Origin of the sequence: Flavobacterium nitratireducens (assembly GCF_029625335.1) — a bacterium.
Lineage (GTDB): Bacteria > Bacteroidota > Bacteroidia > Flavobacteriales > Flavobacteriaceae > Flavobacterium > Flavobacterium nitratireducens.
This window is the reverse complement of sequence record NZ_CP121111.1, coordinates 2,776,755-2,791,948: the sequence shown is the minus strand read 5'-3', so window position 1 is coordinate 2,791,948 and position 15,194 is coordinate 2,776,755. Positions and strand designations below refer to the sequence as shown.

The 15,194-nt window shown below is 36.0% G+C and carries 17 protein-coding genes; 16 read left to right on the top strand and 1 reads right to left on the bottom strand.

Features of this window, described 5'->3' with window-relative positions; genetic code table 11:
- Positions 1-30 precede the first annotated feature (30 nt).
- From ribD to P5P90_RS13125, 3 genes are all read left to right on the top strand, one after another.
- On the top strand, positions 31-1,074 hold the full coding sequence (ribD, locus tag P5P90_RS13135) for a bifunctional diaminohydroxyphosphoribosylaminopyrimidine deaminase/5-amino-6-(5-phosphoribosylamino)uracil reductase RibD (RefSeq protein ID WP_278035089.1): 1,044 nt from the start codon (positions 31-33) through the stop codon (positions 1,072-1,074).
- The gene (locus tag P5P90_RS13130) at positions 1,067-1,669 is read left to right on the top strand and encodes an HAD family hydrolase (protein WP_278035088.1); all 603 of its coding nucleotides are present in this window, start codon (positions 1,067-1,069) and stop codon (positions 1,667-1,669) included. The genes ribD and P5P90_RS13130 overlap by 8 nt, the downstream gene beginning before the upstream one ends.
- A gap of 90 nt (positions 1,670-1,759) precedes the next feature.
- Positions 1,760-2,365 (top strand): IMPACT family protein, encoded by a 606-nt coding sequence (locus P5P90_RS13125; RefSeq protein ID WP_422851715.1) that lies wholly within the window; start codon positions 1,760-1,762, stop codon positions 2,363-2,365.
- Positions 2,366-2,386: 21 nt separating this feature from the next.
- On the opposite strand, the gene P5P90_RS13120 is transcribed toward P5P90_RS13125, so the two are convergent.
- Positions 2,387-2,788, bottom strand: a complete 402-nt coding sequence (locus tag P5P90_RS13120; RefSeq protein WP_278035087.1) for an acyl-CoA thioesterase — start codon at positions 2,786-2,788, stop codon at positions 2,387-2,389.
- Positions 2,789-2,976: 188 nt separating this feature from the next.
- Here P5P90_RS13120 and dnaA point away from each other — a divergent pair, with 188 nt between their 5' ends.
- The 13 genes from dnaA to scpA all read left to right on the top strand — a co-directional run bounded on the left by dnaA (position 2,977) and on the right by scpA (position 15,146).
- Positions 2,977-4,404 (top strand): chromosomal replication initiator protein DnaA, encoded by a 1,428-nt coding sequence (dnaA, locus tag P5P90_RS13115; protein ID WP_278035086.1) that lies wholly within the window; start codon positions 2,977-2,979, stop codon positions 4,402-4,404.
- A 4-nt stretch (positions 4,405-4,408) separates the two neighbouring features.
- Positions 4,409-4,876, top strand: a complete 468-nt coding sequence (locus P5P90_RS13110; protein WP_278035085.1) for a low molecular weight protein-tyrosine-phosphatase — start codon at positions 4,409-4,411, stop codon at positions 4,874-4,876.
- Positions 4,877-4,907: 31 nt separating this feature from the next.
- Positions 4,908-5,630: an SAM-dependent methyltransferase gene (locus P5P90_RS13105; RefSeq protein WP_278035084.1), complete on the top strand. Its 723-nt coding sequence runs from the start codon at positions 4,908-4,910 to the stop codon at positions 5,628-5,630.
- A 237-nt stretch (positions 5,631-5,867) separates the two neighbouring features.
- Positions 5,868-6,773 carry an aminotransferase class I/II-fold pyridoxal phosphate-dependent enzyme gene (locus P5P90_RS13100; RefSeq protein ID WP_340696409.1) on the top strand — a complete coding sequence of 302 codons (906 nt, stop codon included), beginning with the start codon at positions 5,868-5,870 and terminating at the stop codon, positions 6,771-6,773.
- Positions 6,773-6,994 carry an aminotransferase class I/II-fold pyridoxal phosphate-dependent enzyme gene (locus tag P5P90_RS14260; protein ID WP_340696408.1) on the top strand — a complete coding sequence of 74 codons (222 nt, stop codon included), beginning with the start codon at positions 6,773-6,775 and terminating at the stop codon, positions 6,992-6,994. The genes P5P90_RS13100 and P5P90_RS14260 overlap by 1 nt, the downstream gene beginning before the upstream one ends.
- A 247-nt stretch (positions 6,995-7,241) precedes the next feature.
- Positions 7,242-8,123, top strand: a complete 882-nt coding sequence (locus P5P90_RS13095; RefSeq protein WP_278035083.1) for an SDR family oxidoreductase — start codon at positions 7,242-7,244, stop codon at positions 8,121-8,123.
- Positions 8,124-8,609: 486 nt separating this feature from the next.
- Positions 8,610-8,879: a DUF4304 domain-containing protein gene (locus tag P5P90_RS14380; protein WP_479724212.1), complete on the top strand. Its 270-nt coding sequence runs from the start codon at positions 8,610-8,612 to the stop codon at positions 8,877-8,879.
- Entirely contained in the window at positions 8,792-9,220 is a 429-nt protein-coding gene (locus P5P90_RS13090) for a hypothetical protein (RefSeq protein ID WP_278035082.1), read from the top strand. The genes P5P90_RS14380 and P5P90_RS13090 overlap by 88 nt, the downstream gene beginning before the upstream one ends.
- A 408-nt stretch (positions 9,221-9,628) precedes the next feature.
- The gene (locus tag P5P90_RS13085; RefSeq protein ID WP_278035081.1) at positions 9,629-10,009 is read left to right on the top strand and encodes a hypothetical protein; all 381 of its coding nucleotides are present in this window, start codon (positions 9,629-9,631) and stop codon (positions 10,007-10,009) included.
- Between the two features lie 316 nt (positions 10,010-10,325).
- Positions 10,326-10,934, top strand: coding sequence for a uridine kinase (udk, locus tag P5P90_RS13080; RefSeq protein WP_278035080.1), 609 nt, complete (start codon positions 10,326-10,328; stop codon positions 10,932-10,934).
- Between the two features lie 143 nt (positions 10,935-11,077).
- Complete coding sequence (locus P5P90_RS13075) at positions 11,078-11,401, top strand: FtsB family cell division protein (protein WP_278035079.1); 324 nt, start codon at positions 11,078-11,080, stop codon at positions 11,399-11,401.
- A gap of 168 nt (positions 11,402-11,569) precedes the next feature.
- Positions 11,570-12,940: a methylmalonyl-CoA mutase subunit beta gene (locus P5P90_RS13070; protein ID WP_278035078.1), complete on the top strand. Its 1,371-nt coding sequence runs from the start codon at positions 11,570-11,572 to the stop codon at positions 12,938-12,940.
- 40 nt (positions 12,941-12,980) lie between these two features.
- Entirely contained in the window at positions 12,981-15,146 is a 2,166-nt protein-coding gene (gene scpA, locus P5P90_RS13065) for a methylmalonyl-CoA mutase (RefSeq protein WP_278035077.1), read from the top strand.
- Positions 15,147-15,194 lie beyond the last annotated feature (48 nt).

Genomic DNA, 15,194 nt, shown 5'->3' with positions numbered 1-15,194 from the left:
AAACAACTCAAAAATACCTATTTTTGCCCCGTGAAGAAACATGAAAAATACCTAGCACGTTGCATTGAATTAGCTCAAAATGGGCTTGGAACCACCTATCCTAATCCGATGGTAGGCAGTGTAATTGTTTATAAAGACCAAATTATAGGTGAAGGTTGGCACAAAAAAGCGGGAGAACCGCATGCCGAAGTCAATGCCGTAAATTCTGTTAAAGACAAATCTTTACTTAAAGAAGCCACAATTTATGTAAGCTTAGAACCTTGCAGTCATTTTGGAAAAACACCACCTTGTTGTGATTTAATTATTCAGCATCAAATTCCGAATGTAGTTATTGGAACTGTTGACCCGAATGAAAAAGTAGCCGGAAAAGGCATCAAAAAATTAATTGAAGCAGGAAGCAATGTGACCGTTGGTGTACTTGAAAGCGAATGCAACGAACTCAACAAACGTTTTTTTACTTTTCATCAAAAACAACGTCCTTATATCATACTAAAATGGGCCGAAAGCGCAGATGGATTTATTGCTCCAAATGAAAGAGACGAACAAAAACCAGTCTGGATTAGTAATCCGTATTCCAGACAATTGGTACACAAATGGCGTACTGAAGAACAAGCAATTCTTGTTGGTACTCAAACCGCAATAGACGACAATCCTAAATTAGATGTTCGTGATTGGACAGGGAAATCACCCGTGAGGATTGTTTTAGACCAAAATAATCGCATTCCAAAAACAAATCACCTATTGGATAACCAACAAAAAACCATTGTTTTTTGCCAATCAAACCAAAATACAAACCAAGAAAACCTTATCTTTGAGGTAATTGATTTTAATCAAAATATTGCCTCTCAAATTGCGCGAACATTATTTAATCACCAAATCCAATCTGTGATTATAGAAGGAGGAGGTCAAACCTTGCAAACTTTCATTGATACAAATCTTTGGGACGAAGCACGAATTTTTAAAGGACAAAATACTTTTAAAAATGGAACAAAAGCACCTATTATAAAACCAACTACAAACCAAACCCAGCTAATCCTTAAGGATGAACTTTTAATTTTTAGAAACCATGATTAATACTATCATTTTTGATTTTGGAGATATCTTTATAAACCTAGATAAAAAAACCACTATGGATGGTTTTAAAAATTTAGGACTAAAAGAATGGAATGAAGATCTTGACCAATTGAATATTCAATTTGAAAAAGGAAATATTTCAAGGAACGAATTCTTAGCTGGTTTTCAAAAACACATGCCTAACGCTTCCATCGAAGAAATTCAAGATGTTTGGAATACGATTCTAGCCGATTTCCCTTTGTACCGATTGGAATTTTTACAAATGCTGTCTAAAAAATACCGCTTGTTTTTATTGAGCAATACCGATTCGATTCACATCGAAACTTTCGAACAAAGAGTTGGTTCGTCCTTCTATGGCGATTTTTACCAATGTTTTGAAAAAGTATATTTTTCATTTGAAATGGGAATGCGCAAGCCTGATGCCGAAATTTACCAAGCGCTTTTAAACCAACACGAATTACAACCAAAGCGCACTTTATTTGTTGATGACAAAAAAGAAAATACCGATGCAGCAGCTGCATTAGGCATACAAGTTTGGAATCTACAAGTAGGCAAAGAAGACGTTGTCGATCTATTTGAAAAAAACATACTCTAACAATGATAATTTCAAAAGTCAAAGGCAATGGCAATGTTTTTTTAAATTGACTTTTATAATTGAAATTGATTTTTGCCATTGCCATTGATTATGAAAGACACCTATAACACGATTGCTTTTCCCTCAGAAGAAATTCTTTTTAAAGAGAAAGGAAGTAAATTCTTTGGCTATGCCTATCCTATAACTTCAGAAGAAGAAGTCAAACCTATTATTGATTCGCTTCGAAAAAAACACCCAACCGCTTGTCATTATTGCTACGCGTACCAAATTGGCGCTGAAAAAATCAGTTACCGAGCCAATGACGACGGAGAACCAAGTAATTCGGCTGGAATGCCAATCTATGGGCAAATCCAATCTTTTTCTGTTACCAATATTCTTATCGTTATTGTTCGCATTTTCGGCGGAACCAAATTAGGTGTTGGCGGACTAATTACAGCTTACAAAACCGCCGCTCAACTTACATTAGAAAATGCTACAATTATCGAAAAAACAATCGACACGCATTTTTTAATTTCATTTGACTACAAGAACATGAACAAAATAATGCGCATTATCAAAGAAAAAAACTTAGATATTGTACATCAAAAAATGGAAATGAGCTGCGAAATTGAGGTAAAAACGCGTAAAAAAAATGCCTCCCAACTATTCGAAATTTTAAATTCTCTATACGAAATAGAGGCAAAAATTAAAGAATAATCAATATCAGATTCTTAGATTTTACATTCGCAAAAGTTGCGTTTTAACATAGTCTGGGGCAGCTATTGGACGACCCGTTTTCATATCAACAAACACCAAAACCGAGTGTCCAATTGTTAATAACTCATCCTCTTCATTATAGATTTCATAATCGAATTCAATCTTAACTGATTTCTGACTTTTGAAAATCGTTTTTACTCTCAATATATCGTCATAACGAGCTGGTTTTTTATAATTCATTGTCAAGGACACCACTGGAAGCATCACACCATTTTCTTCCATCCATTTATAAGAAATCCCAATGTTTCTAAGCCATTCCACACGTCCCATCTCAAAATACTGCGCGTAATTTCCATGATAAACTACCCCCATTTGATCGGTTTCTGCATACCTTACTCTTACCTTAAACTCGTATTCTCTCATAATCTAATTTTATATTTTTTAAAATAATTTTACTATTACTTACAACAATATTTTTACAAAATCAACGCCCTTAAATTTTTTTTTAAAGAAATTTGTTCACATATTTGTTACCCCAAGAAATAACATCTTTTTTTGCTGTTATTTACTTCAAACAACCAAATACAAAATATAATAATTTAACAGAATTTATGAACAAAACTGCTCAATCAGTATGGGATAACTGTTTGTCTTTCATAAAAGACAATATTCAAGACCAAGCATACAAAACTTGGTTTGAACCAATCAAGTCAGTTGAACTTACCGATAATGCTTTATACATTCAGGTTCCTAGTAAATTTTTCTACGAATGGTTAGAAGAACACTATGTTAAATTATTGAAGGTCGCCCTTACTAAAGAACTTGGCAAAAATGCAAAGTTACTTTATAAAATTAAAATGGAGAACACCTATGGCAACAAACAACCGTTTACAGAACAGTTACCAAGTGCCAGTCGTCCTCCTGTAAAACCACAAAACGTAGATGCTCCGTTAAAAAACCTTGATCCTGAATTAAAAAATCCGTTTGTAATTCCTGGAATTAGAAATTTAAAAATTGAATCGCAATTAAATGCCAATTACAGTTTTGACAATTTCCTAGAAGGAGATTCAAATAGATTAGCACGTTCGGCTGGTATGGCTGTGGCCAATAAACCTGGTGGAACATCTTTCAATCCATTATTAATCTTTGGAGGAGTAGGATTAGGAAAAACACACCTTGCACACGCTATTGGGGTTGAAATTAAAGACAAATATCCTGAAAAAACAGTACTGTATATTTCTGCTGAAATATTCACACAACAATATATAGATTCTGTTAAGAAAAATAATCGAAATGATTTTATTCATTTCTATCAACTAATCGATGTATTAATCATTGATGACGTGCAATTCTTATCTGGAAAATCCGGTACACAAGACGTATTTTTCCATATTTTTAATTATTTGCATCAAAACGGAAAACAAGTAATCCTGACTTCTGACAAGGCTCCTGTTGATATGCAAGATATTGAGCAACGCTTATTATCTCGTTTCAAATGGGGATTATCTGCCGAATTACACCAACCGGATTATGAAACTAGAATTTCAATTCTAAAAAATATCTTATTCCGTGATGGGGTAGAAATGCCAGACGAAATTATCGAATATGTAGCTCGTAACATCAAGACCAATGTTCGTGAATTAGAAGGAGCGATTATTTCATTAATTGCACAATCTTCTTTTAACAAAAAAGAAGTAACTATCGAACTAGCCAAAAGCGTCGTAGAGAAATTCGTTAAAAATGTAAAACGCGAAATCTCTATCGATTATATTCAAAAAATTGTTTCCGATTATTTCCAATTGGACGTTGAAACCTTACAGTCAAAAACAAGAAAAAGACACGTTGTTCAAGCGAGACAGTTAGCGATGTTTTTTGCCAAAAAATTCACGAAATCGTCTTTGGCTAACATCGGTTCTCAAATAGGAGATCGTGACCACGCAACAGTGCTACACGCTTGTAAAACAGTTGATAATCTCGTTGCTACTGATAAACAGTTCAAAAAATTTGTAGAGGATATCCACAAAAAACTAACGCTCTAAAGAAATGTCTGTTAAAATTTTAATGGTATGTTTGGGTAACATTTGTAGATCACCTTTGGCCGAAGGAATTTTAGCCTCGAAACTACCAAAAGATAAATTCTTCGTTGATTCTGCTGGCACAGGAGCTTGGCATTCAGGAAGCCAACCAGATTCTCGTTCTATTGCTGTTGCTAAACAACATCATTTAGACATTTCTTCACAAAGAGCCCGACTATTCAAAGTAGAGGATTTCGAAACTTTTGATTACATCTATGTGATGGATAAATCCAACTATAGAGACGTAATCCGTTTAGCTGAAAATGATACACAAAAAGAAAAAGTTGAAATCATTATGAACGAGTTGTATCCAGATGAAAACGTAGATGTTCCTGATCCTTATTATGGCATATCCAATGGATTCGAGATGGTTTACCAAATGCTGGACGAAGCCTGCGAAATCATAGCCTCAAAATTAAAAGCTAATCACAACTAATTTTTAGCTGAATACTCCAAACACAAACAAAATGAAATCAAGCACGCTTTTTGGTAAACTCTATTTAATCCCAACAACAATGGGAGAATGCGACCCAATGGATGTTTTACCTCAAACCGTAAAAAGAACAATTGATTTCATAGACCATTATATTGTAGAAAACGAAAAAACAGCTAGAAAATCCATCAAAGCCGTTCATCCAGAAAAAAAACAATCGGATTTAGTGCTTTTTGCATTGAACAAACACACCGATGCTAAAGAACATCTAGACTTCATCAAACCTTTATTAGAAGGAAAAAATGTAGGCTTAATGAGCGAAGCAGGTTGTCCAGGCGTAGCCGATCCTGGTGCGGTGATTGTAAAACTGGCACACGACAAAGGAATTCAAGTTGTTCCTTTAGTAGGACCTTCTTCCATTTTATTAGCCATGATGGCTTCGGGAATGAACGGACAAAGTTTTACTTTCCACGGTTATTTACCTATTGAAAAAGACGACAAAAGAGCCGCACTAAAAAGTTTAGAACGTATTTCATTCGAAAAAAATCAATCTCAGATTTTTATCGAAACACCCTATCGCAACAACAAATTAGTAGAAGATTTAATTCAGATACTACATCCTGAAACTCATTTATGTATCGCGACTGATATCACGCTACCAACGGAATACATCAAAACCAAGAAAATTTCGGCCTGGAAAAAAGAAAATGTAGATTTACACAAACGCCCTACTATTTTTATTATTCATAAAATATAGTTTTCTTTTTTTTAAACATATAAGTTTTTTAGTTCTGAGTTATCATTTTTCAGAACACATTAGTTGAAATAAAATATTTTTTTTACAATCTCTTTATCTTATATGAACTTAAACAATTAACTATTAGACAATAAGCTTCATTAATATCAAAAACTTATATGACTTATATGTTTATAATAAACTCTTGTTAATTTTCTCAAGAGCTTTACTTATTTTTAGACTTTCAAAAAATAAGTCATGTCCAAACTTCCCAATATCACCACCAGCATTTTCACAGTAATGTCAAAAATGGCAGCTGAATACAATGCCATAAATTTATCACAAGGATTCCCAAATTTTCCAGTTGATCAAAAACTTACTGATATCGTGGCTCAACTGACCAAAGAAGATGTACATCAATACACTCCGATGGCAGGTTTTCCGCCATTACTAAATAAAATTGCTAAGCTGGTTAAGCATTCGTACCAAAGAACAATTCAACCTGAAACCGAAATATTGGTAACAGCTGGAGCCACACAGGGCATTTTCAGCAGTATTCAGGCTTTGGTAGGTAGCGGAGACGAAGTCATCATTTTAGATCCCAGTTACGACTCTTACGAACCCAATGTTTTATTATCCGGCGGAATTCCTATCCGAATCCCATTAAATGACGATTACACCCCAAATTGGGATTTAATCGAAAAAGGCTGTAATGACAACACCAAAATAATTGTTATTACCAATCCGCACAATCCTACGGGAAAGATTCTGTCATTGAACGATATCGAAAGACTGGAAAGCATCTTAGTAAAATTCCCCAATATCATTTTGTTATCAGACGAAGTTTACGAATACATTACTTTCGAACAAAAACACATCTCCATCCATACCCGTTCAGCTCTTCGTAATCGAGCAATAATTACCGCTTCTTTTGGAAAAAGTTTTCACGTTACCGGTTGGAAAATTGGCTATGTCGTAGCGCCTGAATATTTAATGTATGAAATCAAAAAAGTACATCAATTTCTGGTTTTCAGCGTCAACAGTATTTCGCAGGCAGCTATTAGTGAATATTTAGATTCGGTTTCTGTGGAAGAAATCAGTCCGTTTTATCAGGAAAAAGAGATTATTTCCAAAAACTACTCACCAACAGTCGTTTCGAATTAATGCCTTGCGAAGGCACTTATTTTCAGGTAGTGTCTTATAAGGCCATTTCAGATGAAAATGATGTGGATTTTTGCAAACGCCTCATTATCGAACACGGAGTTGCCGCCATTCCTATTTCTACTTTCTATGAAAATGGGAAAGATTTACGATTGATTCGTTTTTGTTTTGCCAAGGATAATGCGACTTTGGAAGAAGCTGCGAGACGACTTTGTGCTATTTAAACAAAATATTCAGAACAAACGCAGCTAAAAAACAGCCACAAATCACACGAAATAACACCAATTTAAATGTTATTTTATTATACGAATCTGCTAAAGGCAGATATAAATTCGTATAATTCATTTTAGAATCATACTATTTGTGGCAATTTGTGCAATTCGTGGCAAACTAATTAAATCAAATTATAAACGAAAAAACCAATTAAAACAAATCTCTGATTTCGTATATTTACCATAAAACCTCATCAAAATGAACTTTAGCCAAAAAATGTTACGAGACGATGCCTTGCAGGGCAAAGTAATTGTTGTTACCGGTGGTGGTAGCGGACTAGGGAAAGCCATGACGAAATATTTCTTAGAACTAGGCGCTAAAGTAGCCATCACTTCCCGCGATTTAAGCAAACTTACCAGTACAGCCACCGAACTGGAAACGCTAACTGGCGGTACCTGCCTGCCACTGCAATGCGACGTCCGTCATTATGAGGAAGTCGAAAACATGCTGCAACAAGTTTTAAAAAGCTTTGGAAAAGTTGATGTGCTATTGAACAATGCTGCGGGTAACTTTATCTCGCCTACCGAGCGCCTTTCGGCTAATGCTTTTGACACCATTATTGATATCGTTTTAAAAGGCACCAAAAACTGTACGCTGGCTTTTGGAAAACACTGGATTGACTCTAAGCAAACTTCGGCGACGGTTTTAAATATTGTCACTACTTATGCTTGGACGGGCTCGGCTTATGTGGTTCCCAGCGCCACGGCAAAGGCGGGCGTGCTTGCTATGACCCGAAGTCTGGCCGTAGAATGGGCTAAATACGGTATTCGCACCAATGCCATTGCTCCCGGACCTTTCCCTACCAAGGGCGCTTGGGACCGATTATTGCCGGGCGATTTGGCGCAAAAATTCGATTTGGCACAAAAAGTACCACTCAAACGTGTGGGTGATCATCAGGAATTAGCTAATTTGGCTGCCTATCTGGTTTCCGATTTTTCCGCTTATATCAATGGCGAAGTCATCGTGATTGACGGTGGCGAATGGCTCAAAGGCGCTGGCCAATTCAACCTACTGGAAGCCATTCCTGAGGAACTTTGGGACCAACTCGAAATGATGATTAAAGCCAAAAAGAACCAATAATTCCTTATTCTTTTTTGGGCGTTCCCTTCCCCACTCCGCAAAGCTCCGTGGCTCAGGTCAGGCTGTACGCTATATTCCCGATAAAAACTTCGGCAAAAGGCCTCGTTTTTGTATCGGGAGATACCGCTTCCATCCTTAACGCAAACCCCAATCCTCATCAAGTTTGTCATTGCGAAAAGCGACTTGTCCTCCCTGGCGGAAGCACACGAACGCAGCAAATTAAGCTTTAGCTAATCGCATCCAGCATTTCAAAATCAATTAAACATTAAAACACACACTTACATTTGTAAATATTTATTGATATATTTGAAAAACAGAAATCGCAAAAAAATTGCGCCAATTCAGCCAAATTAGGCAGATTGCCGCAACTATATTGCGAACATTTATGAGTTAGTGGTAATTTAAGAGACAACCTCTACAAATAAAATGAACGCAAGCGAATTCAAAAAGCTATCAACAAAATTTTTAGCTCCATGACTTAGGGAAATAAGTTGGAAAGGAAGTGGTTTTAATTTTTATAGAACTACCGAGAATAACATTATACAAATTTTAGGTATTCAAAGTTCGTGGCATGGAGGCTCCGTTTACTGTGAGACTGCCATTCACTTTGACTTTATTCCTGATTTAGCAGGTAAAACTGACCCAAGTAAAGTTTCTTATGCAAGTTCTTGGTTAGACAAAGACTTAGCCCAAAGGGAGAAGGCGATTATCACTGGACATTCCGAGACAATGCAGATGACAATATCAAGTCTTTAAATCAAATATTTGAAGCATTAGAAAAATTTGGAGAAAAATTCTATCAAGACTTCAATAATTTCCCCAGCCCATTTGACAGAATAAAACCTAATGATTTTTTGACTAAAGAGAGAGTTGTTCTTCTAGACAAATACTATGTTTATAATGAGTTCAATTTTATTTGGTTACTAAAAGAGATAAACTTAAAAATTAATAAACCAGAAATTGCAAGACAGTTTTCTGAAATAGTAATTGACAAGGCTTCAAAATACTATAATAAACTAATTGACGAAACGAAAAGTAAAAAGCAAAAAGAATTGACGAAGGTATATTTGGGCAATTTAATTAAACAATTAAAATAGAATAAACTGCCACTAACAGCTAAGGGATTCGTTGCGTGCGTAGCACGAACAATGAAGCCCGTGTTGAACGGAACCTCTCAACATCCATCCCTATGGAGTTTTCGACAAGCGAGTTAGATGAATTTCAAGAGGCTATTGTGCCTCTTTTTAGGATAAATTTTAAGCCGATTTATGACCTTATTTTTAATCCTAGAATTAAAATTATTTTTGACTAATAAATAAATTCTGTAAGCTAAATCAGCTATATTTACAGTATAATCAACAAAAAAAAACGTGGTCCGGTGGTTTTTAGACTAACTGACGTTGCCGATAATACTGAAAAATACTATGAGAAAAATATTGTTTTTAATTCCATTATTTTTAGCAGCTTGCTCAAAAAGTGATTTATAAAGTGACTTTCGAAATGTCATGATTGATTATCAAAAAACTTATCCTGTCAAAAATCCAAGTAAAGGAAATATTTACATATATAGTGTTTATTTCTTTAAAGAGAAAGCCGATACCATTTTCACAATCACTCGAAGTGGAGCTGGAATACCTGAATATGTAGCTAAATATAATTATAGATTCGGTGTGTATTCGGATAAAGAAATAAAAAACTTTTTTATAACTGATAGTTTTAAATTGAGTTCTAAACTTGTATTAAACTATAAGAGAAATTTTCCTGACAGTTTAATTTGGAAAAGAGAATCATTTCCCGAAAGTATAACACCGTTGTCAACATACAAATTGAAAAATGGTGTTCCAGTCCACATTAAAACTTATACGATATGGAATCATTGGGATTAAGAGTACTACCGCCAACAGCTAGAGTTTCGTTGGGCTCGCAGAGCCAACAATGAAACTCGTGTTGAACGGAACCGCTCTACATCCATCCCTATGGGGTTTTCGATAAATTAGTTAGAAGAATTTCAAGAGGCTATTCTGCCTCTTTTTTTGTAGGCTTTTAAATGTGGTTTTTGGGTTTTCCTTCCCACGCTGCCGTACGAATCCTTTTATATGGCACAAAAAAACAATTAAGAACACCTCAACTTTTCCCCACAAAATCCAAAATTCCTTTATATAAAATACCTATTTTTGTTAGCAAATCAAACAAAACCCTTTTATGCTTATTATAGGAATTACAGGCGGTACAGGAAGTGGAAAAACCACGGTGGTGCAGCAAATTATGAATCAGTTACCGGATGCCGAAGTAGGCGTACTTTCTCAGGATTCCTACTATAAACCTACAGGTCATTTGAGTTATGACGAACGTGCTTTGATTAACTTTGACCATCCCAGAGCCATTGATTTTGATTTATTGGTGGAACATCTTAACCAACTCAAAGCTGGCAAAACGATTCAGCAGCCCGTCTATTCCTTTGTGACACACAACCGTACGGAAGATACCATTAGCACCCATCCCAGAAAAGTAATGCTAGTAGAAGGTATTTTGATTTTGGTGCATGCCGAATTAAGAGATTTATTTGATATCAAGATCTTTGTTCACGCCGATGCCGATGAACGTTTAATCCGTCGTTTAAAAAGAGACATCGCCGAACGTGGTCGTGATATGGACGAGGTGTTAAACCGCTATCAAAAAACCTTAAAACCAATGCACGAACAATTTATTGAGCCTACTAAAGCCTACGCGGATATCATTATTCCAAACAATCATTACAACACTGTAGCCATTGACATGCTTCGCAGCGTAATTAATCAAAAAATTCTATAATTTTATTGTAATTTTATGACGCCGTAACGCGAATATTAAAAACGTCAATTCGAGTGTTTCTTATAGAATCCTGACTCTTCAGGATTCTATAAGAAATGTATCGAGAATCGTTTTTAATCATAATAATACACAAAGAACAACTCATGACAAACCCCTATAAAGAAAAAGCTTGGTTCAAATTTTTAAGTAACAAATACATTTGGTCCTTATTATTTTTCGTCGTTTGGATGTTATTTCTGGACAATTATTCTTATTTTGATCATCGTGTTTTAGACAATCAAATTGAAGAATTAGAAGACAACAAAAACTATTATCAGGAGGAAATTAAAAAAGATGAGTCACAAATAAAACAACTCAAAAATCCTGACCAAGTTGAAAAATACGCCCGCGAAAAATACTATATGAAAAAAGACAGCGAGGATATCTATATCATTGAATTTGAAGGCGACACGATTGAGAAAAAATAAACAATCAGGTTTACAATAAATTAAAAAACACACCCCTAACCCCTCTCAAGAGGGGAATAATGCCAAAACATCGATAAAATTCCCTCCTTGAGGAGGGCTAGGGAGGTGTTAAAGCATTTTTATAGAAATAATAAATCTTTCAAAAGGAAAAATTAAACCCAAACTAAAATGGCTACTCCACTATTCGAAGAATTCGATGCTGTTTCATCCAAACAATGGAAACAAAAAATCCAATTCGAATTGGATGGAGCCGACTATAATGAAAGTTTAGTTTGGAATTCACCCGAAGACATTAAAGTCAGACCTTTTTATCATGGGGACGACTATAGCCAAATTGCTACTGCTCCTACCCATGCCACCGAATTTAAAATATGCCAAAACATCTTTGTTTTTGATATCCAAAAATCGATAGACCGAGCTTTAGATTCACTCAATAGAGGTGCTGAAAGTTTGCGTTTTACCATAACCGATGAATCGCTGGATATTGCACAACTGCTTGCAAGTTTGCCATTAGAAAACACTCCGATCTATTTTGATTTCAAATTTCTATCGGTAGAATCTATTTCGAAAATAAATTCTATTGTTGCACAAAAAAAAGCGAAGGTTTTTTACAATCTGGATCCTATCGGACAATTAGCCCATGAAGGAAATTGGTTCCAGACCAAAGAAAAAAACAATTTCGAAAGCCTGCAAATCCTTTCCAAAAACACTCAAGAAAGTTCGTTGATAAGCATCGATATGGGCTTGTACCAAAATGCGGGTGCCAATATGGTGCAACAACTGGCTTATGGTTTGGCGCATGCCAATGAATATTTCAACCGTGTTCCTACGATTCATCAATCGATTGTTTTTGAAGTGGCCGTAGGCAGCAATTATTTTTTCGAAATTGCCAAGCTTCGTGCTTTGCGCTTACTATTTCATTTAATCGCCAAGGAATACTACCATGACAAAGATTGCCATCTTTTGGTAACCCCAACTAAACGCAACAAAACCTTGTACGATTACAATATGAATATGTTGCGCACCACTACCGAATGCATGACGGCCATAATAGGTGGTGCGGATGCTGTTGCCAATTTGCCTTACGATGCGATTTATCATAAAAGCAATGAATTTGGCGACCGAATGGCACGTAACCAATTGTTGATCCTGAAAGACGAAAGTTATTTTGACAAAGTCAACAATCCCGCTAACGGCAGTTATTATATCGAAACTTTGACACAACAACTGGCTGAAAAAGGGTTGCAATTGTTTAAAGAAATTGAAGCCAACGGAGGTTTTTTAAAACAACTGAATGAAGGTATTATCAAAAGAAAAATTCAAGAAAGCGCCGACAAAGAACAACAGCTTTTTGATTCGGATAAGGAAATCTTAATTGGAACTAACAAATACCAGAATCCAAAAGACAAAATGAAAGACAAAATCGAGTTGTATCCTTTTGTAAAAATAAAACCCCGAAAAACCCTGATAACACCTATAATTGAAAAACGTTTGGCTGAGAAAATTGAACAGGAACGACTCGCAGCCGAAGAAAAATAAAATTCAATTAGTAATTATACATTGGTAAAAAAGCACCCAAATGATTCGAAAAGACCTCCGACATATTCAACTCAAAACTCAGCCATCCGAAGCTAATTCTAGTTTCGAATATTCTTTTGCAAAAGAAAATTCGGCAACTGAAAATTTTGTTACAGCCGAAGGAATTGAGTTGAAACAAAACTATAAAGAAGAGGATATTGAAGATTTAGAACATTTGGATTTTGGGGCGGGTTTTCCTCCCTATCTTCGTGGCCCACACACGACCATGTACGTTCAAAAGCCCTGGACAATCCGACAGTATTCAGGTTTTTCAACCGCAGAAGAAAGCAATGCTTTTTACAAACGAAATCTCAAAGCAGGTCAGGAAGCACTTTCCATTGCTTTTGATTTAGCCACACATCGGGGCTATGATTCCGACCATGAACGTGTGGTAGGCGATGTTGGTAAAGCAGGCGTGGCAATTGATACCGTAGAAGATTTCAAAATTTTATTTGACCAAATTCCTTTGGATAAAATGTCGGTTTCCATGACGATGAACGGAGCCGTTTTACCTATAATGGCTTTTTATATTGTTGCTGCAGAAGAACAAGGTGTTCCTCCAGAACAACTTTCGGGAACGATTCAAAATGACATCCTAAAAGAATTCATGGTGCGCAACACTTACATTTATCCACCAGAAGCATCGATGAAAATTATTGCATCCATTTTTGAATATTGCAGCAAAAAAATGCCCAAATTTCATTCGATTTCCATTTCGGGTTATCACATTCAGGAAGCAGGAGGAACGGCCGATATTGAATTAGCCTACACCCTCGCCGATGGTATAGAATACGTGAGAACTGGATTGTCCACTGGAATGAAAATTGACGAATTTGCACCCAGATTATCTTTCTTTTGGGGTATTGGAATGAATCATTTTATGGAAATTGCCAAAATGAGAGCTGCCAGAATGATTTGGACCAAACTCATGAAAAGTTTTCATCCTAAAAATCCAAAATCACTGATTTTAAGAACCCATTGCCAAACTAGCGGATGGAGCTTGACTGCCCAAGATCCTTTTAATAATGTGGCTCGAACCTGTATTGAAGCTGCAGCCGCTGTTTTAGGTGGCACTCAGTCTTTACACACTAATGCCTTAGACGAGGCTATGGCTTTGCCAAGTGATTTTTCGGCACGAATAGCCCGAAACACGCAATTGTATTTATTAGAAGAAACAAAGATTACTAAAACGGTTGACCCTTGGGCTGGAAGCTATTATGTGGAAAGTTTGACACATAAAATAGCCCAAAAAGCCTGGAAACATATTGAAGAAATCGAATCCCTTGGCGGAATGACCAAAGCCTTAACTACTGGAATTCCAAAAATGCGAATTGAAGAAGCCGCTGCCCGAAAACAAGCCCGCATTGATAGCGAACAGGATATAATTGTGGGGGTTAATAAATTTCAAGCCAAAAAAGAAGTATCTTTAAATATCTTAAATATTGATATTGAAAAAGTTCGCAACCAACAATTGGAACGATTACGTCAGGTTAAAGCCAAACGCGATGCTTCGAAAGTAAAGGAAGCTATAGAAAAAATAAGACTTTGCGCCGAAAATGGAATTGGTAATTTACTAGAATTTGCCGTTGAAGCTGCACGAGAAAGAGCCACATTGGGCGAAATTAGTCAGGCATTAGAAACGGTTTACGGAAGACATAAAGCACAAATTAAATCGTTTAGTGGAGTGTATAGTAAGGAAATAAAAAAGAACAAACATTTTGAAAAAGCAAAACACCTAGCCGATGTTTTTGCTAAACAAGAAGGTCGTCGCCCTAGGATTATGGTTGCCAAAATGGGGCAAGATGGTCATGACCGTGGCGCTAAAGTAGTAGCTACTGCCTTTGCCGATATTGGTTTTGATGTAGATATTGCTCCAGTTTTTCAAACACCATTTGAAGTAGCGAAACAAGCCGTGGAAAATGACGTTCATATCTTAGGTGTTTCTTCACTTGCGGCTGGACACAAAACACTGGTTCCACAAGTAATCGAAGAATTAAAAAAATTAGGCCGTGAAGACATTATGGTCGTTGTAGGCGGAGTAATCCCTAATCAGGATTATCAATACTTATTTGATGCTGGAACAGCTGCTATTTTTGGACCTGGCACGAATATCAGTAAAATAGCTTGTAGCATTTTAAGCCTTTTTATTGACGAAATTAACTCCTAAAAAAAGAGCCATTTATAAACAAATGACTCTTATCTTTTTTTGGTTTAC

Coding starts and splice junctions, on each gene's coding strand:
- P5P90_RS13130 (WP_278035088.1), top strand. CDS start 1,067: ATGATTAATACTATCATTTTTGATTTTGGAGATATCTTTATAAACCTA.
- P5P90_RS13125 (WP_422851715.1), top strand. CDS start 1,760: ATGAAAGACACCTATAACACGATTGCTTTTCCCTCAGAAGAAATTCTT.
- P5P90_RS13120 (WP_278035087.1), bottom strand. CDS start 2,788: ATGAGAGAATACGAGTTTAAGGTAAGAGTAAGGTATGCAGAAACCGAT.
- dnaA (WP_278035086.1), top strand. CDS start 2,977: ATGAACAAAACTGCTCAATCAGTATGGGATAACTGTTTGTCTTTCATA.
- P5P90_RS13110 (WP_278035085.1), top strand. CDS start 4,409: ATGTCTGTTAAAATTTTAATGGTATGTTTGGGTAACATTTGTAGATCA.
- P5P90_RS13105 (WP_278035084.1), top strand. CDS start 4,908: ATGAAATCAAGCACGCTTTTTGGTAAACTCTATTTAATCCCAACAACA.
- P5P90_RS13100 (WP_340696409.1), top strand. CDS start 5,868: ATGTCCAAACTTCCCAATATCACCACCAGCATTTTCACAGTAATGTCA.
- P5P90_RS14260 (WP_340696408.1), top strand. CDS start 6,773: ATGCCTTGCGAAGGCACTTATTTTCAGGTAGTGTCTTATAAGGCCATT.
- P5P90_RS13095 (WP_278035083.1), top strand. CDS start 7,242: ATGAACTTTAGCCAAAAAATGTTACGAGACGATGCCTTGCAGGGCAAA.
- P5P90_RS13085 (WP_278035081.1), top strand. CDS start 9,629: ATGATTGATTATCAAAAAACTTATCCTGTCAAAAATCCAAGTAAAGGA.
- udk (WP_278035080.1), top strand. CDS start 10,326: ATGCTTATTATAGGAATTACAGGCGGTACAGGAAGTGGAAAAACCACG.
- P5P90_RS13075 (WP_278035079.1), top strand. CDS start 11,078: ATGACAAACCCCTATAAAGAAAAAGCTTGGTTCAAATTTTTAAGTAAC.
- P5P90_RS13070 (WP_278035078.1), top strand. CDS start 11,570: ATGGCTACTCCACTATTCGAAGAATTCGATGCTGTTTCATCCAAACAA.
- scpA (WP_278035077.1), top strand. CDS start 12,981: ATGATTCGAAAAGACCTCCGACATATTCAACTCAAAACTCAGCCATCC.